Genomic DNA, 24,896 nt, shown 5'->3' on the forward strand with positions numbered 1-24,896 from the left:
TCGGCCTGGCGCTGATGGTCGCGGGTGGTTGTGCGATCGCGGCATGGTCCGGCCGGTTGCGTTGGGCGGATCCGGATGCCGCGCTGGTCCCCGGCACCGGCGAGCCGCCGCGCTGGGTCCTGGTCGTGGCCGCGGCGGCCGCTGTACTGATCGGCCTGGCGGCGCTGCGGTGGCTGGCCGCCCAGGTCACCCGCCTGCCGCGGCGGGAAGCCTGGCGGATCGGCGCGCCGGGGGCCGCGGGCGTCACGGTCCTCGATTCCGGTACCGCGGCCGCGCCGCTGGTGACCGATATCGAGTCCTATCCGCAGGTGCGCTCGGCGACGGCCCGCCTGTCGGGTCCGGCAGGAGCGCCCGAATTACATCTGGTGGTGACGGCCGAACCGGACGCCGACCTGACCGCGCTGCGCCGACGCGTTCTCGGCCATGCCGTGGCCCGGCTGCGGGAAGCGCTGGAGGTCGACATCATCCCGGTGACGATGGAGTTGCGTTTGGCGGATCGGGGTCGGCTCGCGCGGGCGCGGTGACCCGAGCCGGGCGCACATCGGCCCGCGGCAGTGGGTGCCGCGGGCCGACGCGCCGGACTACCTGGCGAGCTTGTCCTTCATCTTGCCGGTGGCTTCCTTCATGTCGTCCTTGACGGCGCCGGCCTCGCGCTTCATGCCCGACCCGATGCGGTCGGCCTCGCGCTTCATGCCGGAACCCATCCGGTCCATATCGCGCTTCACCTCGTCGGCCATCCGGTCCACGCCGCGTTCCATGCGCCGGGCCTGGTCCTTCATGCCCTTCTTGGTCTTGTTTGCCATCTGGCCGGGTTTGCGGCCGCTCGAGCGGTCAGACATGCGAACCTCCGTATCGGTAGGTCATTCGCGTCCGAACTGGGATCGGGGACTCGTCCCTCGTGTCGTACAGCGCTGCCGGGCCGTGCGCCCGGCAACCTGGATCCGCTGGCAACCTTCTGGTCAACGGTTGCGCGTCCCTCATCGTGACCACTGCCGTTTGCCGATGTCAATCGAAGATGCCGTACTGATGCGTGACTACCAGGGATAAGTACGTGGCGTAGCTACACGCCGGAATGGCCCGGCGCGTACACCGGCATCCGAGGTTCAACACCAGCTAGTGTTGCGCTATCCCGGGGGAGCGAGCCGATCCACACCGAATCGGGAGGACAGCATGACGAGCACGATGACCGCGATCGCGCCCGCCACGATCTCGCCCCGGCCCGTCGAGGCGATCGATGCCAACGCCGTGCGGGAGGTGGTGACCGCGGCCGCGCGGGAGATCACCGGCGTCGCGCGCGACGTGCAGGCCGAGGTCAAGCTCTCCCGCGGCACGGCCGCGGTGGCGCTGCGGCTGCCGATCCGCTATCCGATGCCGATCTGGCAGGTCGCCACGGTGTGCCGCGACCACGTGCTGCGGCGGATGGGCGAACGCGTCGGGGTGCCGGTGCGGCGGCTGGATATCGACGTGGCGGAGCTGCCGGGGAGAGCGCGGTGAAGCGGCGGCCGTCCCGGGCCGTCCCCGCGGCGGCGGTCGCCCTGACGCTGCTGGCGGTGTGCGCGGTCGCGGTGCTGTCGCTGGTCCAAAGGCTCACCGGCGCAAGGGAATTCGTCTCCTACGACGCCGTGGTGAACCGATTGCACGAGATCGCCTGGGAGAGCCCGTGGGTGGCCGTCGCGAGCGGCGGTGCCGTGCTGGCCGGACTGCTCCTGCTGGCGCTCGCCGTGCTGCCCGGGCGCCCGGTCGTCGTCCCGCTGACCGCCGACGACGAGATCACCGCCGGAGTTCTCCGCCGCGGTCTGCACGCCGCCCTGCGCGATGCGGCACTGTCCGTGGAAGGCGTGCATTCGGCACGAGTCCGGTTGCGCCGCAAGACGGTTCGCGTCACCGCCCGCACCGGACACGCCCACCCCGCGGACCTCCCGGACGCGGTGTGCGCCGCGGTCGACGAACGAATCACCCGCATCGGCCCCCATCCCACCCCGCGCGTCTCCACCCGCCTGCGCCGCGCCGGGAGCCTGCGATGATCGGAAGGGCCATCCGTCGAAATCCGTTGCCGCCAGCGTGCGGTGGGGGTTGTTCGGGCCGGGCCGCTCGGCTGCTCGTCCGGCGCTGCCCGCCTGCGCGGCGCCGGGGGCCTGCGATGGTCGGATGTGTTGCCGGTCGAAATCCGTTGCTGCCTGCGTGCGGTGCGGGCCGGGCCGCTCGGCCGGTCATCCGGCGGCAGCCCGTGCGGTCGAAGCGGGTGGTGTGGTGAGCGCCGCGAAGCAGGGGGTGGTGGCGGAGAAGGGGCGGCGTGCGCCGGGTGGGGGTGCTCGGCGGAGTTCGGTGCCGCCCGATCGGGGTGATCGTGGTCGTCGGGACGGGCGGCCGATGATCCGGCGGCGGCCGCCCGCGCGGCTGAACCGGGTTCTGCTCGCCGTGATCGGGGCGGCGCTCGTGGCGTTCGGCGGGTGTGCGCTCGCCGCGCACCTCGGGCGGCTGAGCCGGGTGGATGCCGACTCGCCCGTGGTGTCGTCGACCGCTTCGCCGCCCGCCTGGCTCCTGTGGGTGGTCGTGCTGGGGGCGGGGCTCGTGGGCTTAGCCTGCCTGCGCTGGGCGATCGCGCAGGTGACGCGGGCGCCGCTTCCGGTGCGGTGGCGCGCCCGGCCGCCGGATTCCGGTGATCGGACGATGCTGACGGCGATGACCGTCGCCGCGCCGGTGGCCACCGATATCGAAAGCTACGACGGCGTGCGGTCGGCCGCGGCCTGGTTGTCCGGTCCGGGACGTGCCCCCGCGCTGCACCTGCTGGTGGTCGCCGACTCCGACTCCGACATCGGTGCGCTGCGCGAACGCATCCTCGACCATGCCGTGCCCCGGCTGTGCCAGGCCCTCGAGGTCGAAACCGTCCCGGTCACAATGGAATTGCGGCTCGAAGGCGAGGGTTCCGCGTAGTCTCGGTCAGCCGATCGGGCCGAGGACTCGCTCGACATACGGGTTGGTGAAGCGCCCCTTCGGATCCAGCCTGCGGCGGACCTCCTGGAACCTGTCCCACTCCGGGTACCGCGAACGCAGGGTCTGCGCGGTCTGGAAGTGGCGCTTGCCCCAGTGCGGACGCCCACCGTACTTGTCGAAAACCGCTTCGCACGCACGGAAATACGGCTCGTACTCCATGCCGCGATACTGGTGCACGGCGATATAACAGGTGTCGCGACCGCCCGCGGGGGACAGGAAGGCGTCATCGGGCGCCACCCAGCGCACCTCGATCGGCATCGGCGTATCGAAGCGCTGGGACAACTGTTTGATCTCGCGGATGGCGTCGGCCGAATGTTCGCGCCCGACGGCGTATTCCATCTCGGTGAAGCGAATCAGCCTGGGGGAGGCGAATACTCGATACGAGCGGTCCACCTGGCGGCGATAGCTACCGGCGTAGGCGGCGCCGCGCTGGACCCACGGAATCAGCTGCGGGAACCGGCGGCACATCCGGGCCAGCGCGTCGAAGGTGTGATTCGACACCAGGATGTCGGCGAACCAGTCGACGGCCTTGCCGCGCGGCTGCTCCGGTAGTTCGATTCTGTTGTTGCGCTTGGTCATTGCGATGGGGCTGTGCGCGAACATATAGAACTCGAAATGCTCGTTGCCGTCGACGTGATGGTCGAGATCGGCCAGCACCTCCTCCACGGGCACCGGGCGCTCGATGCCCTCGAGCACGAACGACGGCACCAATTGCAGTGTGGCGGCGGTGACTACGCCGAGGGCGCCCACATTCACCCGCGCCGCGCGCCAGCCGTCGGGGTCGGTCTGCTCGTTCAGCTCCACCCGGCTGCCGTCGGCGAGCATCAGCTCCACCGAATGCAGTGCGGCCGAAATGTTCTGCAGCGCGGCGCCGGTGCCGTGGGTGGCGGTCGCGGTGGCGCCCGCGAGGGTCTGCACGTCGATATCGCCCAGATTCGGGAACGCCAGGCCCAGCGGGTGCAGCGCGTTGCTCAACTCGTTCAGCATGGCGCCCGCCTCCACCCGCACCTGTCCGGCGGCGCGGTCGACCTGCAGGATTCGGTTCAGCTTCGACATCGTGAGCAGCACGCCGTCGGTGAGTACCGCATCGGTGAAGGAATGGCCCGCGCCCGCGGCCCGCACGGTCTGCCCGGCGTCCGCGGCGCGTCCCAGCACCTCGGCCAGTTCCTCGAGGGATTCGGGCGCGGCGATCTCGGCCGGTGCGCACTGCTGATCCCCGGCCCAGTTCACCCACGAATTGGTCATGCGTCCAACTTTAGGCCATGCAGTGTGACGCGCGCTACCGATCGCTCACTCGTATTCGACAGTGCCGCGCGCGAACCGCTACCGATCACCCATTCGCATCGGGGCCGTGCGGCGCGATAGGCGCTGCCGATTGCCTGTCCTCCACCCGGCCGCGGAGTGAAAGTGTGGGCCGGTCCCCCTATGGGCCGCGGCGTGGCGGGCGCTGCCGATCGGCTGGTCTCTATCGGCCGCGGCGTGGCGGGCGCCGCCGATCGGCTGGTCTCTATCGGCCTTGGAGTCGAGAGTGCTGCCGGTTGGCCGGTCTCTATCGGCTGCGGCGTGGAGGGTGCCGCCGAGCGGCCGGTCCCTATCGGCCTCGGCGTGGCGGGGGTGGGCTAGCGGCGGCGGCAGGCGAACGTTTCGGCCTTGGCCTGGTCTACCTCGTCGTCGCTCAGGGGTGGTACCGACAGCGGCTGGCGCGGCATGCCGTCGGCGCGGATTCCGTCCAGCGCGATTTCCAGGTAGCGGCGCCACACCTGGTCGTTGATCGGCTTGGCGAAGGCGGCGATCGACTCGACCATGTTGATGATCGCGAAGAAGTCCGAGCCCTCGATGCCCGGCCGCAGCACCCCGGCGGCATGGGCGCGGTCGACCAGCCGCGAGACCGAGGGCTTGATCCGGTCGCGCACGGAGGCGAAACGCTCCATCGCGTCGGGCAGTTCGAGCATCACCTCGCTGAACCCGCGATTGTCGGCGAAGTGCTGGCAGGACCATTCGAACAGCTCCACCACACCGGCCCAGGGGTCGGGGTTGCGATTGGCCCGCTCGGTGGCCTCGGCCATGGCCGAGACGGTCTGCTCGAAGACCTCGAGGATCAGCTCCTGCTTGTTCGAGAACCGCCGATACACCGTGCCCACGCCGACGCCCGCCGCCTCGGCGACGTCGTCCAGGGTGACCTCCAGCCCGCGCTCGGCGAACAGTCTGCGCGCGGCCTCGACGATCCGCTGCTGGTTGCGGGCGGCGTCGGCGCGCAAACGCCGAGGTGGGGGCATGGTGGTGGCGCGATTCACACCCTCATGGTAGCAAGCATCGGGATTAAGCGGAGGCATTCTCTCCGTTATGGTGGTAGCTTTCATAGGAAGCGGAGGAATCGCCTCCGCATACAGTCACCGGACAAGGGGACCCATGACTACCGCGATCGACCTGGAAAAGGATGCGGCGATCACGTCGCCGAACGCGGGCCGTCGCGGCTCGCATGCCATGCGCTGGTGGGTGCTCGCCGTGCTCGGCGTCGCCCAGTTGATGGTCGTGCTCGATGCGACCGTCGTGAATATCGCGCTGCCCGCGGCGCAGGCCGACCTCGGCTTCTCCAACGGCGACCGGCAATGGGTCGTCACCGGATATGCCCTGGCCTTCGGCAGCCTGCTGTTGCTCGGCGGGCGGCTCAGTGACCTGTTCGGCCGTCGCAACACCTTCATCATCGGGTTGGTCGGCTTCGCCGTGGCCTCCGCGGTCGGCGGCGCCGCCACCGGATTCGAGATGCTGGTGGCCGCGCGCGTCGCACAGGGTGTGTTCGGCGCACTGCTGGCGCCCGCCGCGCTGTCGCTGCTGACGGTGACCTTCACCGAGGCGAAGGAGCGGGCCAAGGCCTTCGGCATCTTCGGTGCCGTCGCCGGTACCGGTGGCGCGCTGGGGCTGCTGCTGGGCGGCGCCCTCACCGAGTGGGCGTCGTGGCGCTGGGTGATGTACGTGAACCTGATCTTCGCCGCGGTCGCGCTCATCGGCGCGGTGCTGCTGCTGGCCAAGCATGTGACCACCGAGCGGCCCAAGCTGGACATCCCCGGCACCGTCGTCGTGACCGCCGCGCTGTTCGGCATCGTCTACGGCTTCTCGCACGCCGAATCGCACGGCTGGACCAACGGCGTCACGCTGCTGTTCCTGATCGGCGGCGCGGTGCTGCTGGGCGTGTTCGGATGGCTCGAGACCCGGGTCGCGCATCCGCTGCTGCCGCTGCGGATCATCCTGGACCGCACCCGCGGCGGCTCCTACATGACCGTGTTCGTCATGGGCATCGGGATGTTCGCGATCTTCCTGTTCCTCACCTACTACATGCAGCTGACGCTGGAGTACTCGCCGATCATGACCGGCGTGGCGTTCCTGCCGATGGTGGCGGGCATGGTCGCGTCGTCCACCACGGTGCCGTCGCTGCTGCTGCCGAAGGTCGGCCCGAAGGTGACGGTGGCGGGCGGCTTCCTGGTCGCCGCGGTCGGCATGGCCTGGCTGACCCAGATCGGCCTGGATACCGGGTACGTGACGCATATCCTGCCCGCGCTGATCCTGCTGGGCCTGGGCCTGGGTGGTTCGATGTCCACCGCGTTCCAGGGCTCGACCGCCGGTGTGCAGCACGAGGATGCGGGTGTGGCGTCGGCGATGGTCAACACCAGCCAGCAGGTGGGTGGTTCGATCGGCACCGCGCTGCTGAGCACGATCGCCTCGTCGGCCGCCTCGAGCTACATGTCCGGCCGCGAGCCGAACCCGATCAACGCCGCGCAGTCGATGATCGAGAGCTACACCACCAGCTTCTGGTGGGCCACGGCGATCTTCGTGGTCGGCGCGGTGCTGGCCGCGGTGCTCATGCCCAACACCGTCCCGGCCCCGGCCGAGGGCGAGCCGGTCATGGCGCACTGAGCGCACGCTGGACAACCGAATAGGCACTGTGCCCCCGCACGAATGAATCGGGCGGGGGCACAGTGCATTCCGATCACAGCGTCTCGACGAGAGCCACCACCTCGCGGGCGCAGCTGTAGGCGATCGTCACACCGGAGCCGCCGTGGCCGTAGTTGTGGATCACGGGCACCGGCGCGGAGTCGCCGCGGGCAAGTTCGAGGCGGACTTCGGCGCGGCCCGGGCGCAGGCCCACCAAGGTCTCGAGCACCGTGCTGTCGGCCAGTTGCGGTAGGAGATCCCGGCAGCGGCGCAGGATCGACTGTGTCAGTTGCGGATCGGGGGTGCGATCCCACGCGCCGATCTCCAGTGAGCCGCCGAGGATGCAGTCGTGGGCGCGCGGATGCACGTAGGCGCGCCCCAGGGGATGGTTCTCATCTCGGATCGATACCGAGACGCCGGGATTGGCGACGCGCACGATCTGGCCGCGGATGGGGTAGACCTCCGTATCGCCCGCCAGCGGACCGGCGCGCAGGCCCGCGCAGTTGACGATGACATCGGGCGCCAGGTCGCCGAGTTCGTCCAGCGTCCGGATCGTGCGCCGAACCCAGCGCGCACCGGCCCGGCGAACCCGAGACCCCAGCCACGGCAGGAAGACCGGCATCTCCAGCAGCGGAACGGCGAAGCGGAACCCGGACCGATAGTGCGGCGGGAGTTCGTCCGGTCGCGCCGGGCGGAACTCCCGGACGGATCCGGCCCAGGCCGGAGTCGCCGGTTCCTCCCGATAGACGGCCAGCGACTGGCACATCCGGGCGCCCGGCACGCCGTCGTGGGCGAGCCGTTCGAGGTGGGTGAAGGTCTCGGCGCTCCAGTCGGCCACGCGATCGGCGGGCCCGGCCGCGGTGGGGAACCACACCGCGGCGGCGAGGAACGATGTCGTCGACCGGACGGGATCCGCGCTCACGACCACGACCTCACACCCGTGTCGGAGCAGCTCGAATGCCGTGGACAGGCCGACGATTCCGGATCCGATCACCACCGCGCGCACGTGCCGCAGACTACCACGATCGAACGGACCGCTACTTAGCGGTACATTACTTGGCGATGCAATCGAGCTGCGCTGGCGGCGCTGTGACCGACGTGCTACGGGATGAGGACGCCGGGTACCACAAGAGTCTCCGGCCGCGTCAATTGCAGATGATCGCGATCGGCGGCGCCATCGGGACCGGCCTGTTCCTCGGCGCGGGCGGTCGGCTGGCCGATGCCGGGCCCGGACTCGTCCTGGTGTACGCCGTGTGCGGGGTCTTCGTCTTCTTCGTGCTCCGCGCGCTGGGCGAGCTGGTTCTGCATCGCCCGTCGTCCGGATCGTTCGTCTCCTATGCGCGCGAGTTCTACGGCGAGAAGCTGGCCTACGCGGTCGGATGGATGTATTTCTTCCACTGGTGCATGAGCGGCATCGTGGACATCACGGCCATCGCCACCTACGTCCACTACTGGTCGGCCTTCCGATCGATTCCGCAGTGGGTTGTCGCGCTGGTGGCGCTGGTCGTGGTGGTGGCGATAAATCTGGTGTCGGTCCGCTGGTTCGGTGAGCTGGAATTCTGGGCCGCGTTGATCAAAGTTGTTGCGCTGGTCAGCTTTCTGATCATCGGCACGGTATTCCTCTTCGGCCGCTTCCGGATAGCGGGTGAGAGCACCGGACCGACGGTCCTGCGCGATGACGGCGGGCTGTTTCCGACCGGTTTGCTGCCACTTGTCATCGTCACGACCGGGGTCGTATTCGCCTACTCCGCAGTGGAATTGGTGGGTACCGCCGCGGGCGAGACGGCCGAACCGGAGCGGATCATGCCGCGCGCGATCAACTCGGTGATCGTGCGCATCGCCGTCTTCTATGTCGGATCGCTGGTGCTGCTCAGTCTGCTGCTGCCGCACAGCGCCTTCCGGGCGGGAGAGAGCCCGTTCGTCACCTTCTTCGCGAAAATCGGTGTGGGCGGGGCGGATTCGGTCATGAACCTGGTGGTGCTGACCGCGGCGTTCTCCAGTCTCAATGCGGGCCTGTACTCGACCGGCCGGATCCTGCGCTCGCTGTCGATGAACGGCAGCGCCCCGGCTCGGGCCGCCATGCTGTCGGCGAAGGGAGTGCCGTACGTGGGGATTCTCGCGACAGGTGCGATAGCGCTGGTGGGCGTGGGCCTCAACGCCGTGGTCCCCGAACGGGCGTACGAGATCGTGCTCAATATGTCGGCGCTGGGTGTGATCACGGCCTGGGCGGCGATCGTGCTGTGTCAGTTGCAGTTGTGGCGGTGGTGGCGCAACGGCCTCGCGGACCGGCCCGCGTTCCGCTTGATCGGCACCCCGTACACGGGCATCGCCACCCTGGCGTTCCTCGCCGGGGTGGTGGTGCTGATGGCGAGCAGCGGCGGCGTCGAGCAGCGCGGGGCGATCGTCGCCGTTCCCGTGATCATGGTTCCGGTGCTGGTCGGCGGGTGGTTTCTCGGGGGGCGTCGCAGCGTCGCCGGGACCGTCCGGATGACATCGCCGTAGCCGTTGTCAGCAGTTGCCCGGAGGAGCGAGCCCCGCGAAGCGGTCGGCGAGGTAGCCGTAGGCGTTGGCGGAACCCGGGGCGATGGCGGCGCCGTGGTCGGCGCCCGGGATGATCTCGAACAGCACCGAGGTTCCGGAGGCGCAGTAGCGGCCCGCCACCTCCCTTGCGAGCCAAGGGTTCACGACGTCCGCGCCGCCGTGCCACTGATACACCGGGGCGCGCGGCACGCCCGCGAACGTCTCCAGGCTGTTCTCGTGCAGGACGCGGATCTGCGCGCCGCTCACGTCGTCGACCCCGCCGAAGAAGTAGTCGTTGAAGCTGCGGTTGGCGGCGGCGCCGATGATCTCGTCGGTGCAGGCGTTGGCGATGCGGCCGCGCAGGTCGTGGCCCGCCGGTGTCATCCGGGCATCCAGCGACATCACGTCCGGATACTCGCGCTCGAGCCCGACCGCGGCGGCGAATCCCAAGCCGAACAACGGATTCGGTGTCGCACCCACGTCCAGGGCGAGCTTGCCGATGTTGACCGGCACCCCACCCATGGCGACGCCCACGATCGGCAACTCCGGCGCGTACTCGGGAGCGAGCGCGGCCGCGAACCCGGTCGCCATGCCGCCGCCCGAGTATCCGGCCAGGCCCACCGGGCTGTCGGCCAGACCCGCGGGGGCGAAGCGCTTCGCCGCGCGCACGCCGTCGAGGGTGATCCGGCCGCCGAGCCGCGCGGCGCCGTAGGAACCGGCCGGGCCGAGGTGGTCGGGGACGGCCACCGCCCAGCCGCGGGCCAGCAGCAGGTTCAGTGCCGCCGCCTCCCGTAGCCCGCCGTCGAACAGGCTGTGCGACGGCGCGCAGTGCATGCCGAGCGAGTTCACGAACGGCTGATACGACACCAGCGGCCGGTTGCCGCCACCGCCGGGGACCAGCACCGTCGTCACGGCCCCGATCGGCGCGTCGGCGGAATTGGTCGAGCGGAACATCAGCTGCCATGCGGTCGCGCCCGGGAAGCCACCCGCGGGCACCGTGCGGCTGCGCACCACATCGCCCGGCTGGTAGTCGCCGATATTCGGCGGAATCCAGTAGAACGCGTCCGGGTCGGCGACGGGATACACCGCCGCCTGCGCCGGGGGTGCGCCGAGCCCGACCGCCAGCATCGAAATCAGCGCTGCCACACCGATTGCGGGGCGACCACGCGGACGGCGCACGGGGTGGGGGACCACTCCGCGCAGTCGTACTCGCATACCCGGGTGCCGAGGCCCGTCGGCGGATTCTCGGCACGACTGGCGATCCGGTCGCTGCAACGCCGTTCGATCGGAACCTCCGCTCGGGGGCGCCGCCACGGCGGCCGAACGCCGTCCCGAACCATCTTGCCGCGAGCCCCGCAGCAGCCGAACTACCGCCATCATCGCTCCTGATATCCCGGCGCTGGATCGGCGGGCCAGTGGCCGGTGCCGATCCGGCGGCGCTGGTCGAATGCAGCCGGAGGCCGTGCTCGGCCATCGTGGTGTCGGTCCGCCACCGCCGCGAGGACGACGTGTGCCGGTGGAGTGCGACGGCCGCCCGGCGGCTACTGGCAAATGATCGGCAAGCGCTCCGGGCAGGGTTATTAGAGCAGCCGGCGGGGCATTCTTCAGGGTGCCGCGCCGGTTGTCTATTCCGATCCGCCGCGGTGCACGGCCGCGGTCGCCGCTGCACTGCGGGAAAGTCGGCGCGAAGTGCGCGCTCGTGGGCGGAGCCGCGCGCGGCCGTCGGCGCTCGGTGCATAGCGCGAGTCCGCGGCGGCATATCCGGTGGTGACCGGTACGGCGGCCGCGCGCCGACCGCCACGCGATCGCTGGCAGTTAGCATGGCTCGACAGGTATCGGTCTCGGGCAGGAGGTTTACCAGGTGGATTCGCGAACCGGCGCCCGCGCGGAGGGAGTCGCCGGTGCGCCCGGCGGGCATCCCGGGTGCGCCCCCGTTCGGTGGTGTGAGTCTTTGCCCGCCACAAGCGAATCCGATACTCTGGACCACTCTTGCGGCGAACGCCGCCGACGGCTCGGCGCTCGCTGCCGCGTCGATGCACGGCGCCGACGGGTGGCCGCTGTGCCGGTGACGGCCGCCGTGCGGCGGCGGTATGCTGAGCGGTTTCACCGCCCGCCGACCGAGCCCGGCGAGGTTCGTAAACCGCTCGAATCGGGTGCGCCGGGGAGGCGGTGTGCGCGGACCCGCGGGGGTCGGTGGTTGCGCTGGGTGCGGTCGTGCCATGGGTCGGCGCGACAGGATGGACAACGGAACGGCACGACGATTGGGGGCAGGTGATGAGTGAGGCGCCGAGCGATCCGGTGGTGCAGATCGTCACGGAAGCCGACGCATGGCGGCCCGATCCGCGCTGGCGGCCGGCGGCCCGAATGACCGTGCTGCTGGGCGAGGACGACCACTGGAAGCATCGGCCCCGCTATCACGAGATCGTGCGCCGCGCCCGCGATGCCGGGCTCGCCGGTGCCAGCGTGTGGCGCGGTATGGAGGGCTACGGGGTCTCCTCCCGGATCCACACCACCCGGATGCTCGACCTGGCCGAGAACCTGCCCGTGATGGTGATGATCGTCGACGACGCCGAACTGCTGCGCGATTTCGTGTCCGCCAATGCCGAACTGTTCGACACCGGCACCGTGGCGCTGTCGCCGGTGCAGGTGTGGGACACCGGGGTGCGCCGATGATGCAGGTAGCGGTGGTGCGTGCGGCACCGGCCGGGCGTCCGGTGTCGGTGCGGTTCGATACGGTAACTCCCCCGGGCGCGCAGTGGGTGCGGTCGTGATCGTGATGACCAGCCGGACGGCACCGATACGGAAGGGAGGCCCGACCATGGCCCATGATCGAGCCGGACGACCGGCGCGGGCCACCGATCTGGTAGACCTCCCGCATCTGGTGACGGCCTACTACAGCCGCATCCCCGACCCCTCGGAGCCGGCGCAGCAGGTGCAGTTCGGCACCTCCGGGCATCGCGGCTCGAGCCTGGACTGCGCGTTCAACGAGGCGCACATCCTGGCCATCACGCAGGCCATCGTCGAGTATCGCGCCACCCGCGGCATCACCGGCCCGGTGTATCTGGCCCGCGACACCCACGCACTCTCCGAGCCCGCGTGGTCCACGGCGCTCGAGGTGCTGGCCGCCAACGAGGTCACGGCCATGGTCGACGCGCGCGGCCGCTACACGCCCACCCCGGCGCTCAGTCATGCCGTGCTGCGGCACAATCGGGGCGGCACCCGGCATCAGGCCGACGGCATCGTGGTGACGCCGTCGCACAATCCGCCCCGCGACGGCGGCTTCAAATACAACCCGCCGCACGGCGGCCCGGCCGATACGGTCGCCACCGACGCCATCGCCGACCGCGCCAACGAGCTGCTGCGCGGGGGCCTCGCCGGGGTCAAGCGCACCACCCTGCAGCACGCCCTCGACACCAGCGTCGAGCGCTACGACTATCTCGATCACTACATCGCCGACCTGCCGAACGTGCTGAACCTGGATGCCGTGCGCGGCGCCGGAATTCGGCTCGGCGCCGACCCGATGGGCGGGGCCAGCGTCGACTACTGGGAGGAGATCGGCCAGCGGTACGACCTGGAGCTCGAGGTCGTCAACCCGTTCGTCGATCCCACCTGGCGCTTCATGACGCTCGACAGCGACGGCAAGATCCGCATGGACCCGTCCTCGCGGTACGCGATGGCCTCGCTGGTCGCCATCCGCGACGACTACGACATCTCCACCGGCAACGACGCCGACGCCGACCGGCACGGCGTGGTGACTCCCGATGCGGGACTGATGAACCCCAACCACTATCTGGCCGTCGCGATCGAATACCTGATCGCGAACCGGATGGGCTGGGACGCGCTGACCAAGATCGGTAAGACGGTGGTGACGTCCTCGATGATCGACCGGGTGGTGAGCGTGCTGGGCCGCCAGGTGCACGAGGTACCGGTCGGGTTCAAATGGTTCGTGCCCGGATTGTTCAGTGGCTCTTTGGCTTTCGGCGGCGAGGAGAGCGCCGGCGCCTCGCTGCTGCGGCACGACGGCACGGTGTGGACCACCGACAAGGACGGCATCCTGCTGGCGCTGCTGGCCGCGGAGATCACCGCGGTCACGGGGCAGAGCCCCTCGGCCCGCTACGCCGAGCTCGAAAAGCGTTACGGCAGTCCGGCTTACGCCCGCATCGACGCGAACGCCACGGCGGAGCAGAAGTCCCGGCTGGCGGCGCTGACGCCCGACGACATCACCGCCACCGAGGTCGCGGGCGAGGCCATCACCGGCATCCAGACCCGGGCGCGCGGCAACGGCGCGGCGCTCGGCGGGGTGAAGGTGACCACCGAGAACGCCTGGTTCGCGGCGCGCCCCTCCGGCACCGAGGACAAATACAAGATCTACGCCGAATCCTTCGAGGGGCCCGAGCATCTGGCGCAGGTGCAGGCGGCCGCCGAGGAGGTCGTGGGACGGGCGCTGGGGTGAGTTCGGCGCCCGTCGTGCCGATCAGTACTCGTCGCGCTTGCGGGGCCAGCCGTCGAAGTCGGTGCCGCGGCCCCGCGGTGCCCGGTCGAGCAGCTGCCAGGTGGCGTTGAGCGCGTCGGTGCCGCGGTCGTAGGTCGAGTAGGTGTGGTAGACGACGCCGCCCTGCAGCGCGAAGCAGCTCAGCGCCATCAACTCCATGACGTCGAGCATGCTGCCCCCGCCCGGCCGGTCGCGGCGCGGCGTGGGGATGTGCATGAACTCGTAGAAGTCCTCGTTGAATCCGTTGTCGCCCATGGACACCCATTCGATATCCCAGCCGAAGCGCTTCTTGTAGTCGTTGAGCACGGGCAGCGGGGAGCGTGAGGCCAGGATGAAGGTGACGTCGCGGTGCGCCAGGTGCGGCACCGCGCCCACGAGATTGTCGGTCTCGAACGTGCATCCGGGGCATCCCTCCGGCGTCTTCGGGCCGTGCATGAAGTGCCGGATGATCAGTTGCGAGCGCCCGTCGAACAGTTCGGCAAGGGTCTTCTCCCCGGCATTGGTCTCGAAGCGGTACTTCTCGGTGATCGGCACCCACGGCATCGCCTGGCGCTGCCGGGCGATCTCGTCGGTGCGGCGGGTGAGGTCCTTCTCCTCCGCGCGCAGCTTCTCGTAGGCCGATCGCCACTGCTCACGGGTGCCGACTGCATGCATGGGCATGTGAATCCTCCCTCGGTCAGGGTCCGTAACAGTCATGACCGGGCGACCCGGGAGAATTCATCGCTCCGGGAAGTTCTGCCCGGCGGGATATGTTGGGGTGAGTCGTGCGGGACGGATGCAGCGTGTGAGTGGAAGCAGACCGGGCCGGTTGCCCGTCGAGATCTGGGTGCTGGTCGGCGCGGCGTTCATCATCGCCCTCGGCTACGGGCTGGTGGCGCCGGTGCTGCCGCAGTACGCGCGCAGTTTCGGGGTCGGGGTGGCGGCGGCCTCGGCCATCGTCAGCGCCTTCGCCCTGATGCGGCTGCTGTTCGCGCCGGTCAGCGGGCGCCTGGTACAGCGGCTGGGGGAGCGGTGGGTGTATCTGGGCGGGCTGCTGATCGTGGCGCTGTCGACCGGGGCCTGTGCGCTCGCGCAGGGCTACTGGCAATTGATCGTGCTGCGTGCGCTCGGCGGCATCGGTTCGACCATGTTCACGGTGTCGTCGCTGGGGCTGGTGATCCGCATGTCGCCGCCGGGGGAGCGGGGGCGGATCTCCGGGCTGTGGTCCACGAGTTTCCTGCTCGGATCGCTCGGCGGGCCGCTGATCGGTGGCCTGCTGGCCGGGCTCGGGCTGCGGATGCCGTTCGTGATCTACGCCGCGGCCCTGCTGGTCGCCAGCGCCGTCGTGTATCGGAGCCTGCGCGATTCGACGCTGGCCGCGCCGGAGGCCCCGGGCGAGGTGCGCATCATGAGCTTCCGGCAGGCGCTCGGGCGGCCCGCCTACTGGGCGGTGCTGTGGTCCAACTTCGCCAACGGGGCGGCCGTGTTCGGGGTGCGGATGGCGCTGGTGCCGCTGCTGGTGGTGGAGGTGCTCGGGGAATCCGGCGGTGCGGCCGGGATCGTGTTGACCGCGTTCGCGGCCGGGAACGCGGGCGTGCTGTTCCTGTCGGGTCGGCTGTCGGATCGGTTGGGGCGCAAGCCCTTTCTCATCGTCGGCACGCTGGTGTGCGCGCTCGGCACGGCCGGGCTCGGGATGGCGCCGAATCTCGGATGGCTGCTGGTGGCGTCGGTCGTCGCGGGGCTGGGCTCGGGGATGTTCACGCCGTCCCAGCAGGCGGCCGTCGCCGATATCATCGGCCCGAATCGGCGCGGCGGACCGGTGCTGGCCGGGTTTCAGATGGCCGCCGATCTCGGCACCGTGCTCGGGCCGGTCGTGGTGGGCGCCCTCGCGCAACGGATTTCGTTCGGCTTCGGGCTGGCGGTGACCGGCGCGCTGCTGGTGGTGGCGGCGGTGGGCTGGGCGCTGGTGCCCGAGCCGATGCGCCGGCGGTCCGTGGCCGAGGCGGTCACCGCGGGCGAGGGTGGCGGGGCGCGCTGACCTCCGGCGTCGCAAATGGGTCATCGCGGCCGTGTCGACACGCGTTCGATTCGGGTCGCGGCCTCCGCTTTGGCAGAGTGGACGCGTGAACTCCTCCGGATCGAAGTACACGCCGCGACCGATGAACAGCCGCACCAGCTATGCCCTAGGCGCGGTCGCGCTGGTGGTGATCGCGGTGATCGTCGTGTTGTTCGTGCGCTGGAACAGCGACAACAGCCTGTCGGTGCGCGAGGAAGGGTACGGCCCGGTGCACGATCCGGCGGTGCACGCGCTGCTGGATTCCGACGGGGCGATCGTGCTCGGCAAGCCCGACGCCGCCAAGACGATCGACCTCTACGAGGATCCGATGTGCCCGGCCTGCGGGTCGCTCGAGCACATCTACGGCCAGGAGATCGCGCGCAAGATCGACGAGGGCAAGCTGGCCGTGCGGTACCGGCTGGTGAATTTCCTGGATTCGAAGTCGGGGAGTAAGGACTACTCGACGCGGGCGGTGGCCGCCAACGAATGTGTCGCCGACGAGGGCGACGGGCCGGTGTATTCGAAGTTCCACACGCAGCTGTTCACCACCAAGCAGCCCAGCGAGAACGGCGGGGACCTCAGCAACGACGAGCTGTCGGCGGTCGCGAAGGACGCCGGCGCGCCCGAGTCCGTGCTGCAGTGCATCACCAAGGGGCAGCGCGTCGATTCGGCGCGCAATCACGCCGAGGCGTCGCTCACGGCGTTGAAGTCCGCGCTGGGCGGGAAGGTCGGCACGCCGACGGTGTTCGACGGTGGGAACGAGGTCGACGTCAACGATCAGGAGTGGGTCGCCGAGGTCGCGGGCTAGGACGGTGGATGTTTTCCTGGAGACGGACCGGCTGGTGCTGCGTCGGTTCACCGCCGCCGATGTGGACAACCTGGTCCGGCTGGACGCCGATCCCGCGGTCATGCGATTCCTGACCGGCGAGCCCACGCCGCGAGGCGAGATCGAACACGAGGTGCTGCCTCAGATCCTGCGTGACTACCGGGTGAGCTCGGCGGGACGATTCGCCACCATCGAGCGATCCTCTGGAGCGTTCGTGGGCTGGCTGGCGCTGCAGCCTCCGCGGGACGGCAGCGTCACCGAGGTGGAGCTCGGCTACCGGCTCGCGGTGCCGGTCTGGAGCCGCGGCTACGCCACCGAGGCAGCGCGGGCGTTGATCCGCAAAGGGTTCACCGAACTCGGTGTCGAGCGAGTATGGGCTCAGACCATGGCGGTCAACACTGCGTCTCGCCGTGTGATGGAGAAGTCCGGCCTCACCTACGTCCGGACATTTCACCAGCACTTCGACGACCCACTTCCCGGCACCGAACACGGCGAGGTCGAGTACGAACTCCACCGAGCCGACTGGGCGCGACGAGAATCGTCAGGAGACGCGAACTAGGGGTCGCGGCGGATGCTCGGCCGCCGGTTCCGATGGGGATCCGTTGCCCGGGCGGTATCCCCATGCCGCCCGGGTCGGATCCGGATAGCCCGTGCAGGCTGCGGATGTCGGGCGGGCTATCCGGTGTCGGGTGGCTGGGGGTCGTCGGGCTCGTCGCCGAGCAGCGTTTCGTAGATGCGGTTGCGGGCGTCGGCGATCGCGTTGACCGTGTCGCGCAACTGCCGGGCCATGGCCGCGTATCCGCATCCGGCATCGGCCTTGTCGAGTTCGGATTCCAGCCGTCGGCGAATCTGCTCCAGGGCCGCGATGCGTTCGCGTTCCACGCCGACGTCGATGATGGTGGGAGCCGGAGGCGGGTCCGGGGGTTCCATGACGTGCCGCGTCCTCGTGGGTCGGTGGACCGGGTATGCCCGGTGAATAGTGTTCAGTGGCTTGCCTTTTCGTTGCGTTCGGGGAGGTCGTCCTCGGGTGGCACGGAGGACAGGTGCCCGTGCGCGAGGGCGTGGTCGAACGGGTACATGAGGTCGGCCGAGGCCGGGTGCGGCAGGTCCACCGGTGTTGCGGGGGAGGGCCATTCGAGGTCGGGGGCCTCTACGTCGGTGTGCGGGAACAGATATCGCGCGCCCTCGCGGACGGTGGTGTGCGCGTCGCCCGCCGGGCTGATCCACTGCAGCTCCTCGCCGTGCGACCGGCGCACCTCCCAGCGTTGTCTTCCCTTGTCCGCCAACGACTTCAGGCGATGATGGCGCGAGCACAGCACCGCCAGATTCGCCATCACCGTCGCGCCGCCGCGACCGGGATGGGCGGTGTCGAACGGTTCGATGTGCTCCGGCGCCGACTCCGCGGCGGGCATCGCGCAGCCGGGGAACCGGCACAGGCCGTCGAGGGCGCGGATCTCGCGATCCAGCCACGCCGCCGGCTCCTCTCGCAGCGCCTCCTCGGTCGTGGTCGGATCGTCGGTGCGCTCCGGAATCACTTGGAACTGCGCATGTTCGGCGATCTTGCGGGCGAGCGCGGCATCGAGCGGACCGTAGCCCGCCAGGAACGCCGGGTGGCTGCCGCCGCCGAGCAGGGTGTCGGCGGGGACGCCGATCTGGATGAGCGGGCGGCGCGGTGTGCCCGTGGCGGCCTGTTCGGCCGGGCACCGCCTGCGCCCGCAGGCGCAGCGCAGCGCTCCCGAGCCGTCGGCCAGGGCCACGAGGGCGTCGGCCCGTCGTTGCGGCATGGTCCGCGGGTCGGCCTCGCATACCTGCAGGCTCATCTCCCGCAACCGCATCGCCACGGTCTGTGCGCCCGCCGCGGGCAGCAGTCCGTCGAAGACGGCCATGCCGTCCTGCACCGCCTTGATGCGGACGTCGCGGTCGCCTTCGCGGTGCTCGCGCCGCCGCTGCTCACCCTCGGGATCCAGCTTCGCCACCCACCGCCGCGCGATCTGCCGCAGCCGGACCGGCGTGGACCGCGCCGCCGCCTCGATCAGCTTCTGCTCCAGCTCCTCGACCAGGTCGGCGGGCATATCGCGGGCATTGTCGGCGATCACCTGCACCCGCGCGAGGTCTATGCGACCCGAGGCGAACGCCGCCCGCGTGCGCGGCAGCGCGTCGAGCGCCAGCCCGATATCGATCAGCGCCGCCGCCACCTGTTCCGAAATCTGTACCGCCACCGCGGCTTCGGTCGCCGTGAACTCTCCGCTGCGCGGCCCACCGCCCTGCTCCTGCTCCGCCGAGCGCTGCCGCCGATACAGCTCGCGCACCGCCAGCACCTCCGCCGCCTGCGCGAACGCCGCCGCCCCGTGTGCCCGCCGCAGTGCATCGATCAGCCCCTCATCACTCATCGTCTGAAGCTCCCCGCTGTCGAACATGCGTTCGAGACTACCCTTCGAACATCAGTTCCACCAGCCCGAAGATCCAGGCGATTTGGTCCCATGAGCAGGCGTGGTGTAACTTCGTTGAGGCCGAAGGGGAACACCCCGGCGGCCGAAAACTGAACACGGGGCTATGGCGCAGCTGGTAGCGCACCACACTGGCAGTGTGGGGGTCAGGGGTTCGAGTCCCCTTAGCTCCACAGAAAAGGCCCGGTCTCCAGGACCGGGTCTTTTTCGTTCACTTCGTCAGCAGGCGTTCGCCGTCAGCGGCGGCAATCTCCTCGGAGCCGAGCCGACAGCTGTGGTCACCAGATCCCACCTTCCTCATCGCCCTAGAGTCTCGCTCCGGTCCAACGAGTCCAGGACCACTCACGGCGTCCGCTACGCCGAGAGCGATAAGGATAAGCTCGAAACCGTTCTCGCGCAGCCTCAGCGGTCTCCCTTGAGCTTCGGCGGTGGAGGGACTACGTACTTGTACGAAACCGGTTGCAGCGCTGACTCATCAATCTTCCATGGCCGGTGCACGACCCGGACACCTCCGGATGCTGTCGCCGGGTTCACGGAGCGATCCAGCCGTATCGAATGAACTACCACCAAGGCATTGTCCGGGTGCGCGTCGAGGTGATGCTCCACTTCACGGTAGGTCAAGACGACCCGTTCCCCGAGTGAAGTTGTGCCCTTCACCTCCACGTAGATTGTTTCGTCTTCCTTGGTCGCCAGCAGATCGAACGACTTGCTGTCGCCGGTGTTCTGGACTTCGTAGCCGAGCGACTCGAAGTACTCCGTGGCGACCTCGACCGCCCGATCCTCGATGGCGTCCTTCTCATCGGTTTTCAGCCGAAATCCCTGTCCCGAGCCCTTCCCCGCGACCTGGTCGGCGACCAGCTCGGCATCGACGATCTCCGGCGGTTCGTCACCCGGGATGAAGACGGCCTGGTCCGAGACCTCGTAGAGCGCAGCGAGAGAATCGCCCATCCGGAGCAGGTCACTCCGAAACTGCTCATCCGACGGCATAGCCCCCGCCTGGTAGCGGATTCCGTGCACATTCCCGAGTTCGTAAGCGTGTCCGAGTCCACGCCGCACGTGCAGGTCGATCGTGCCGAATTCCGGTGGCGCCGCGCCGGAGTCCTCCAGCATCGAGCGAGCCCAGTCTGCACGGGCGATCAGGTACTCATCCGAAAGGGAGGTGATGCGTTGCCGATCCATATTGAACGGGCTGGTGCCCTGATTCAGCGACAGGTACACAGCATCACCGTCCGCACTGAACAGGTATACGACATACCAACCGCGGCCGGGTTTCTCGCTGCGCAATGGGTCGAAACACCGGCTCCACGGAATCTTCGCCGGCGTCCCCTTGCCACCGCTGCCTTCTGTACCCCAGGCCGGGAAGGCAGCCGCCAGGTTGCCGGCCATCCATGCCGGAATCTCCTGCTCGACCAACACCTTCCGTCGTTGCATAGCCGACGCACCCGCATCGGTCGTGAAACCAGGCTGCAACCGCAGCACCTCGTCGAGCAACTCCCCAAGCGACGCCATGCAGGCAACTTACCGAGCACCACCGACACACTCGTCCAGCCGGGCGAAGGTGTCGGCGTGGTCGAGCGGTTCGTGGCAGGCGGTGCTGGGGATGTCTCGGAATGTGATGTCAGAGGAATGTCGCTGCGAGTTGTCGGCGGATGGTGTGGGGTAGGGCTGGGGCTAGGTGGGCGAGGTATGCCTCGAGGTGTGATGGTCGGTCTCGGAGGAATGGCAGGTCGGTTTCGACCATTCGGCGTAGTGCGAGAAGTGGGACCGGGGAACACAGCGGGTGGAATGCGGGGTTTCGCACACCTGGTGTCCGGCTGGCCGGATGGAATTGCCCGACCATCAGCCCTTGCGTGACGAAGTCCTGTTTGAGATGGGCTTGGACGGCGTCGAGTTCGGTCGCGTCGGTGTAGTCGAAGCCGGGCAGTGGGATGACGAGTGCGAGGAGCCGGCGGTCGCGTTCGGGCTGTTCGTCGAGTATGTCGAGGTACCAATCGCGGTATTGCCGGAACAGCGCGACGAGTGTGGTGCGGTCGGTGGTGTAGCTCGGTGGGGCGATGAGCAGCGACCGCGTCTTCAGCGCAGGCCGGGCGTACGGGCATACCGGACCCGTCCGGCCGAGATCCGGGTGCGGGACGGTCAGGAATTCCCGCAGCCATGCCTCCGTCTCGTCCAGCACGGCGCGATCGGCAGCGGATACGGCCCGGCCGAGGGTCTCACCGGCGGGTGCCAGCGCCAGTTCACCGCGCCGGAGCATCCGCGCCCTGCCTCATATCGGTCACCAGTCTGCCCAGCCGGGCGTGCAGTTCGTCCGCGTACGACTCGGCTTCGGGCTTGATCAGGACGCTGCGGAGCACGCGCGTGACCGGCACGTCCGCGATGGCGTCGGGCATGCGCAGGCGGAAGGCGTCCGCGTCGACCTGGATGCTGCTGAGGAAGATCGGATCTGTGAGGTCGTCCATGCCGGTGACCAGCAACCGTGCGCACGCGGCATCGAGGTCGCTCAGTCGCTGGGACGGGACGTGCGGCAGGTATGTGACGATGTCCAGGTCGGGGCGTTGGTACAGCTCCAGCTCGGCGCTGGCTGCCAGGAGGTCGGCCGAGCGCAGTGCCGCGCGGCGGCAGGCGGCCAGGATCTCGCCGAGCCCGTCGCGGGTCGGCGGCAGCACCCGGAATGTCAGCCAGAGGGCACCGGCCGCCGCTCCGGCCCGCGAGCATTCCAGGCTGATCTCTCCGAGGTGGGGGCGCTGCGAGGTGGACTGTGTGTAATAGGTGCACGGCGACCCTTGAACGAAGAAGCGGGCGACCCGGGGGTCGCGGAACAGCACTGCGCCGCAGCCATAGGGTTGCAAACCGTGCTTGTGCGGGTCGACGACGACCGAGTCGCACTGCCCGAGCGCCCGCCAGGGTCCCGGCTCGAGCCCGAGTTCACCGGCGCGTCCGAGAATCGCGAAGAATCCGCCGTAGGCGGCGTCCACGTGGAGCCGCACACCGTAGCGATCCCGCAGTGCCAGGGCTTCATCGATGGGATCGATTGCTCCCAGGCCGGTGGTACCCGCGGTCAGTACGACGGTGCCGATGCGCTCGGTCTGCAGCAATCGTTCCAGGGCGTCGATGTCCATGCGGCCGTGGGCGTCGGCTGGCACCGGGTGTGTGGGCAGGCCGAGGATCCGGCACATCCGCTCATGCGTGTAGTGGCTGTCGGTGCTGTAGGCCACTCCGGCGCCGGGGTGTGTCTGTTCCGCGACGTAGAGTGCTTCGAGATTCGCCATCGTGCCGCTGCTCGTCAGGTGTCCCAGATGGGAGTCCGGGAAGCCGATCATTTCCGCGAGCTGGGCGACCGCTTCGATCTCGAATTCCGTAGTGGCGGGGCCGCCGTCGAGGGCGTGATTGTTGGGGTTGATCAGCATGGCGGTGACGTATCCGGCCACTGCCGCGGGGTGTGGTGGTTTGACCATCTGCCCGGCGTAGCGGGGATGGAAGAACGGATAACTGCCGCCCAGTCGGCGCGTGTATTCGGCGAAGGCCGTCTCGAACCGTTCGCCGTCCACCATCGTGGACGGGTGCACGGCGAACGGTCCGAAACCGGCCTGCCAGCGGATGTTTGCCTCGTGTGCGCGAAGCAGCCAGTGCCGCAGATCGATGTGCCCCTTGGTCACAGGGGCGCCCCCGCCGGGTAGAGCAGCTTGTTGCGCTCCGCCCGGATCCGCTCCTCCTGGCGGTACAGGTCATATAACCGGTCGACCAGGTCGCCGACACCGAGCTCGCCGGCCATGGTGCGTATTCTGTCCAGCTCGGCCGGAGCCAGATCCCCGTCGGCCGCACAGGCACGGATGGCGTCGAATACGCACGCACCGCGGGCCGCGTCGGCAACCCGCGCCGTGGAAATCGTCTGCACGATGTCGTCGTCGGCCTGATACGTCGACAGCTCGTCGACCAGCGCCGGATCGGCACCCATGGCGACGGTGTAGCCGATGACCCACTCGCGTTCCTCGGGTGCGAGAACGCCGTCACCCTTGGCGCAGATCATCAAGCTCTTGTGGTAGGCGGCGAAGTCCTCCGCGGGCGGCATGGTGTCGAAGCCCCACTCGTGTTTGAAAAGCCACTGTGCGCCGCGAATATCAGATTGTTGTGTCATCTCTTCAGCTCTCTCTCGTGTCCGACAGGAGGTACTGTGCGTACTGCGTGAGATCGTTTGAGCGACAACAGCGTTGAAGAGACTCGCCGCGTTTGAACCGAGGGGTGGAAATCCTCGATGCACGACCAAGCCGTAGTCAGTATGCGGCCCGATGCGCGGGCCTGCCAAGAGATCGCTGCATCGGATTTCCGCGCCGGGCGTGTCACACTCGTCGATGCCTGCCTCAGAGCGGGCGGGCGGCGCCCGCGCCATCCTGGGCCTCTGGGCCACCGGCGCGCGGGCGCGAATTCGAATCGGAGCTCGGGATCGTCGTCGGCCTTGGGTGCCGCGGCGGGTTGATGCTGTGGCGTGGACGGCGGTGAGGAGGATGGACAGGATGCTGCCTTTGGCGAGTTGCCAGTCGGTCGTGAGCTGGTTGATGCTGGCGCACGCGTCGTAGGCGCCGATGGCTTGGATTTGAGGATGGCGATCGAACGGCATCGGGATCTGTTGAGTCGGCTGCTGCCCGCTGCTGGGCCGGAGGGTTTCGATGTCCACGAGGGGCAGTTCCATCTGGTGGTGGTCGGCTCGGATCGCGTCGTGTGTCTGCCGCGGACCGAGGCGGCGGCGGTCCGGCTGCCGCGGCGAGCGGCTGTGCTGCGTACCCTGGCCGGATTCGACCTCGGCTTCGGTGTGCCGGATCCGCTGGAAGAAGGCAGCGTCGGTGAGCAGCCATTCCTGGTGATGAGCCGCGTTCCCGGAACTCCGTTGCCGCCCGGGGTGCTCGATGATCCGCAGGTGCTCGATGTGGTCGCGGGTCAATACGTCGGTCTGCTGTCCGGTCTGGCCGAAGCCGGCGCCGACGAGAGCGTGCGCGGGGTGCTCCCGGCCCCGGAAGGCCGGTGGCTGCGGTTCGCGGCGGATGTCCGCGCGGAGCTGTTCGGGCTGATGTCCGGCACCGGGCGGCGTCGAGCCGAGCAGGAACTGGCCGCGGTCGAATCCCTTCCTGATCTCGATGCGGCGGTGGTGCACGGCGACCTCGGGCCCGAGAATGTGTTGTGGGAGAGCGTCGACGGGCTCCCGCGCCTGATCGGGGTGGTCGACTGGGACGAAGTCGGTCTCGGTGACCACGCCGAGGATCTCGCGGCCATCGGCGCCGGCTACGGCAATTCCCTGCTGCGGCGGATACTCACGTTGGGTGGTTGGGCCGATCACGAAACGACCGCCCGCATCGCCGCGATCTCCGCGACCTTCGCCCTGCAGCAGGCCCTCGCCGCCTACCGGGATGGCGACGAGGAGGAACTGGCGGACGGATTGACGGCGTACCGCTGAGTAGGTGGGACTGGCCGGGGGGGGGGGGGGCCCCCCCCCCCCCGGGGGGGGGGGGGGGGTGTGGAAGAAACACGCGGGCGCGCCCACGTCCACCGCGTGCGCGGAGGGGTCGGGCAGCCGCAGGTCCACGCTGTCGCGGGCGTGGGCGAGCGGATTGGCGCTCATCCGCAGTTCCCCGCGCGGGCACGCCTCGCGCAGTGCGGCGA

At 69.3% G+C, this 24,896-nt stretch carries 24 protein-coding genes and 1 tRNA gene; 13 read left to right on the forward strand and 12 right to left on the reverse strand.

Annotated elements, in window-relative coordinates; genetic code table 11:
- A partial coding sequence (locus tag QH290_RS37040) for an alkaline shock response membrane anchor protein AmaP (protein ID WP_280388089.1) occupies nucleotides 1–524 on the forward strand: 524 nt, incomplete at its 5' end.
- 57 nt (nucleotides 525–581) lie between these two features.
- Here QH290_RS37040 and QH290_RS37045 read toward each other — a convergent pair.
- The gene (locus tag QH290_RS37045; RefSeq protein ID WP_280267551.1) at nucleotides 582–839 is read right to left on the reverse strand and encodes a hypothetical protein; all 258 of its coding nucleotides are present in this window, start codon (nucleotides 837–839) and stop codon (nucleotides 582–584) included.
- A 331-nt stretch (nucleotides 840–1,170) separates the two neighbouring features.
- On the opposite strand from QH290_RS37045, the gene QH290_RS37050 reads away from it, so the two are divergent.
- From QH290_RS37050 to QH290_RS37060, 3 genes are all read left to right on the forward strand, one after another.
- On the forward strand, nucleotides 1,171–1,494 hold the full coding sequence (locus QH290_RS37050) for an Asp23/Gls24 family envelope stress response protein (RefSeq protein ID WP_280388091.1): 324 nt from the start codon (nucleotides 1,171–1,173) through the stop codon (nucleotides 1,492–1,494).
- Nucleotides 1,491–2,024, forward strand: a complete 534-nt coding sequence (locus QH290_RS37055) for a DUF6286 domain-containing protein (RefSeq protein WP_280388092.1) — start codon at nucleotides 1,491–1,493, stop codon at nucleotides 2,022–2,024. Before QH290_RS37050 ends, QH290_RS37055 begins: the two co-directional genes overlap by 4 nt.
- 346 nt (nucleotides 2,025–2,370) lie before the next feature.
- The gene (locus QH290_RS37060) at nucleotides 2,371–2,934 is read left to right on the forward strand and encodes an alkaline shock response membrane anchor protein AmaP (protein WP_280267554.1); all 564 of its coding nucleotides are present in this window, start codon (nucleotides 2,371–2,373) and stop codon (nucleotides 2,932–2,934) included.
- A gap of 6 nt (nucleotides 2,935–2,940) precedes the next feature.
- Here QH290_RS37060 and QH290_RS37065 read toward each other — a convergent pair whose 3' ends face one another.
- Together QH290_RS37065 and QH290_RS37070 are read right to left on the reverse strand one after the other, a co-directional pair.
- Nucleotides 2,941–4,239 (reverse strand): D-arabinono-1,4-lactone oxidase, encoded by a 1,299-nt coding sequence (locus QH290_RS37065; RefSeq protein ID WP_280388094.1) that lies wholly within the window; start codon nucleotides 4,237–4,239, stop codon nucleotides 2,941–2,943.
- A 374-nt stretch (nucleotides 4,240–4,613) separates the two neighbouring features.
- On the reverse strand, nucleotides 4,614–5,288 hold the full coding sequence (locus QH290_RS37070; protein ID WP_280267557.1) for a TetR/AcrR family transcriptional regulator: 675 nt from the start codon (nucleotides 5,286–5,288) through the stop codon (nucleotides 4,614–4,616).
- 115 nt (nucleotides 5,289–5,403) lie between these two features.
- Between QH290_RS37070 and QH290_RS37075 the strand changes: the two genes are divergently transcribed.
- Nucleotides 5,404–6,906 carry an MFS transporter gene (locus QH290_RS37075; protein WP_425303700.1) on the forward strand — a complete coding sequence of 501 codons (1,503 nt, stop codon included), beginning with the start codon at nucleotides 5,404–5,406 and terminating at the stop codon, nucleotides 6,904–6,906.
- A gap of 73 nt (nucleotides 6,907–6,979) precedes the next feature.
- Here the strand turns inward: QH290_RS37075 and QH290_RS37080 are convergent, their stop codons facing one another.
- Nucleotides 6,980–7,930 carry an FAD-dependent oxidoreductase gene (locus tag QH290_RS37080; protein ID WP_280267558.1) on the reverse strand — a complete coding sequence of 317 codons (951 nt, stop codon included), beginning with the start codon at nucleotides 7,928–7,930 and terminating at the stop codon, nucleotides 6,980–6,982.
- An 83-nt stretch (nucleotides 7,931–8,013) separates the two neighbouring features.
- Here QH290_RS37080 and QH290_RS37085 point away from each other — a divergent pair, with 83 nt between their 5' ends.
- Nucleotides 8,014–9,426 (forward strand): amino acid permease, encoded by a 1,413-nt coding sequence (locus tag QH290_RS37085; RefSeq protein ID WP_280388096.1) that lies wholly within the window; start codon nucleotides 8,014–8,016, stop codon nucleotides 9,424–9,426.
- A gap of 6 nt (nucleotides 9,427–9,432) precedes the next feature.
- Here the strand turns inward: QH290_RS37085 and QH290_RS37090 are convergent, their stop codons facing one another.
- Nucleotides 9,433–10,659 carry a lipase family protein gene (locus QH290_RS37090; RefSeq protein ID WP_425303701.1) on the reverse strand — a complete coding sequence of 409 codons (1,227 nt, stop codon included), beginning with the start codon at nucleotides 10,657–10,659 and terminating at the stop codon, nucleotides 9,433–9,435.
- Between the two features lie 1,059 nt (nucleotides 10,660–11,718).
- Here QH290_RS37090 and QH290_RS37095 point away from each other — a divergent pair.
- Together QH290_RS37095 and pgm are read left to right on the forward strand one after the other, a co-directional pair.
- A complete protein-coding gene (locus QH290_RS37095) occupies nucleotides 11,719–12,117 on the forward strand; it encodes a DUF190 domain-containing protein (RefSeq protein WP_280267561.1) in 399 nt (132 codons plus the stop codon).
- A 145-nt stretch (nucleotides 12,118–12,262) separates the two neighbouring features.
- Entirely contained in the window at nucleotides 12,263–13,897 is a 1,635-nt protein-coding gene (gene pgm, locus QH290_RS37100) for a phosphoglucomutase (alpha-D-glucose-1,6-bisphosphate-dependent) (protein ID WP_280267562.1), read from the forward strand.
- Nucleotides 13,898–13,918: 21 nt separating this feature from the next.
- Here the strand turns inward: pgm and QH290_RS37105 are convergent, their stop codons facing one another.
- The gene (locus QH290_RS37105; protein WP_280267563.1) at nucleotides 13,919–14,596 is read right to left on the reverse strand and encodes a DUF899 domain-containing protein; all 678 of its coding nucleotides are present in this window, start codon (nucleotides 14,594–14,596) and stop codon (nucleotides 13,919–13,921) included.
- Nucleotides 14,597–14,711: 115 nt separating this feature from the next.
- Here QH290_RS37105 and QH290_RS37110 point away from each other — a divergent pair, with 115 nt between their 5' ends.
- From QH290_RS37110 to QH290_RS37120, 3 genes are all read left to right on the forward strand, one after another.
- The gene (locus tag QH290_RS37110) at nucleotides 14,712–15,953 is read left to right on the forward strand and encodes an MFS transporter (protein ID WP_425303702.1); all 1,242 of its coding nucleotides are present in this window, start codon (nucleotides 14,712–14,714) and stop codon (nucleotides 15,951–15,953) included.
- Between the two features lie 121 nt (nucleotides 15,954–16,074).
- Nucleotides 16,075–16,779, forward strand: coding sequence for a DsbA family protein (locus QH290_RS37115; protein ID WP_280267606.1), 705 nt, complete (start codon nucleotides 16,075–16,077; stop codon nucleotides 16,777–16,779).
- A gap of 4 nt (nucleotides 16,780–16,783) precedes the next feature.
- Nucleotides 16,784–17,356: a GNAT family N-acetyltransferase gene (locus tag QH290_RS37120; protein ID WP_280267565.1), complete on the forward strand. Its 573-nt coding sequence runs from the start codon at nucleotides 16,784–16,786 to the stop codon at nucleotides 17,354–17,356.
- Nucleotides 17,357–17,472: 116 nt separating this feature from the next.
- Here QH290_RS37120 and QH290_RS37125 read toward each other — a convergent pair whose 3' ends face one another.
- Both QH290_RS37125 and QH290_RS37130 read right to left on the reverse strand, forming a co-directional pair.
- The gene (locus QH290_RS37125; RefSeq protein WP_280388102.1) at nucleotides 17,473–17,727 is read right to left on the reverse strand and encodes a hypothetical protein; all 255 of its coding nucleotides are present in this window, start codon (nucleotides 17,725–17,727) and stop codon (nucleotides 17,473–17,475) included.
- Nucleotides 17,728–17,780: 53 nt separating this feature from the next.
- Nucleotides 17,781–19,187, reverse strand: coding sequence for an HNH endonuclease signature motif containing protein (locus QH290_RS37130; RefSeq protein WP_280388103.1), 1,407 nt, complete (start codon nucleotides 19,185–19,187; stop codon nucleotides 17,781–17,783).
- 157 nt (nucleotides 19,188–19,344) lie between these two features.
- Here QH290_RS37130 and QH290_RS37135 point away from each other — a divergent pair.
- Nucleotides 19,345–19,417: transfer RNA gene (locus tag QH290_RS37135), tRNA-Ala, on the forward strand.
- Nucleotides 19,418–19,646: 229 nt separating this feature from the next.
- On the opposite strand, the gene QH290_RS37140 is transcribed toward QH290_RS37135, so the two are convergent.
- The 4 genes from QH290_RS37140 to QH290_RS37155 form a co-directional block, all read right to left on the reverse strand.
- Nucleotides 19,647–20,753: an MrcB family domain-containing protein gene (locus tag QH290_RS37140; protein WP_280265760.1), complete on the reverse strand. Its 1,107-nt coding sequence runs from the start codon at nucleotides 20,751–20,753 to the stop codon at nucleotides 19,647–19,649.
- A 109-nt stretch (nucleotides 20,754–20,862) separates the two neighbouring features.
- Complete coding sequence (locus tag QH290_RS37145) at nucleotides 20,863–21,498, reverse strand: DUF6875 domain-containing protein (protein ID WP_280265759.1); 636 nt, start codon at nucleotides 21,496–21,498, stop codon at nucleotides 20,863–20,865.
- Complete coding sequence (locus QH290_RS37150) at nucleotides 21,482–22,900, reverse strand: pyridoxal phosphate-dependent decarboxylase family protein (protein ID WP_280265758.1); 1,419 nt, start codon at nucleotides 22,898–22,900, stop codon at nucleotides 21,482–21,484. The genes QH290_RS37145 and QH290_RS37150 overlap by 17 nt, the downstream gene beginning before the upstream one ends.
- Nucleotides 22,897–23,379: a tellurite resistance TerB family protein gene (locus QH290_RS37155; protein ID WP_280265757.1), complete on the reverse strand. Its 483-nt coding sequence runs from the start codon at nucleotides 23,377–23,379 to the stop codon at nucleotides 22,897–22,899. Before QH290_RS37155 ends, QH290_RS37150 begins: the two co-directional genes overlap by 4 nt.
- A gap of 462 nt (nucleotides 23,380–23,841) precedes the next feature.
- Here QH290_RS37155 and QH290_RS37160 point away from each other — a divergent pair, with 462 nt between their 5' ends.
- A complete protein-coding gene (locus QH290_RS37160; protein WP_280388104.1) occupies nucleotides 23,842–24,690 on the forward strand; it encodes a phosphotransferase family protein in 849 nt (282 codons plus the stop codon).
- Nucleotides 24,691–24,896 lie beyond the last annotated feature (206 nt).

The organism is Nocardia wallacei, from assembly GCF_029869545.1.
GTDB classification, from domain to species: Bacteria; Actinomycetota; Actinomycetes; order Mycobacteriales; family Mycobacteriaceae; genus Nocardia; species Nocardia wallacei_A.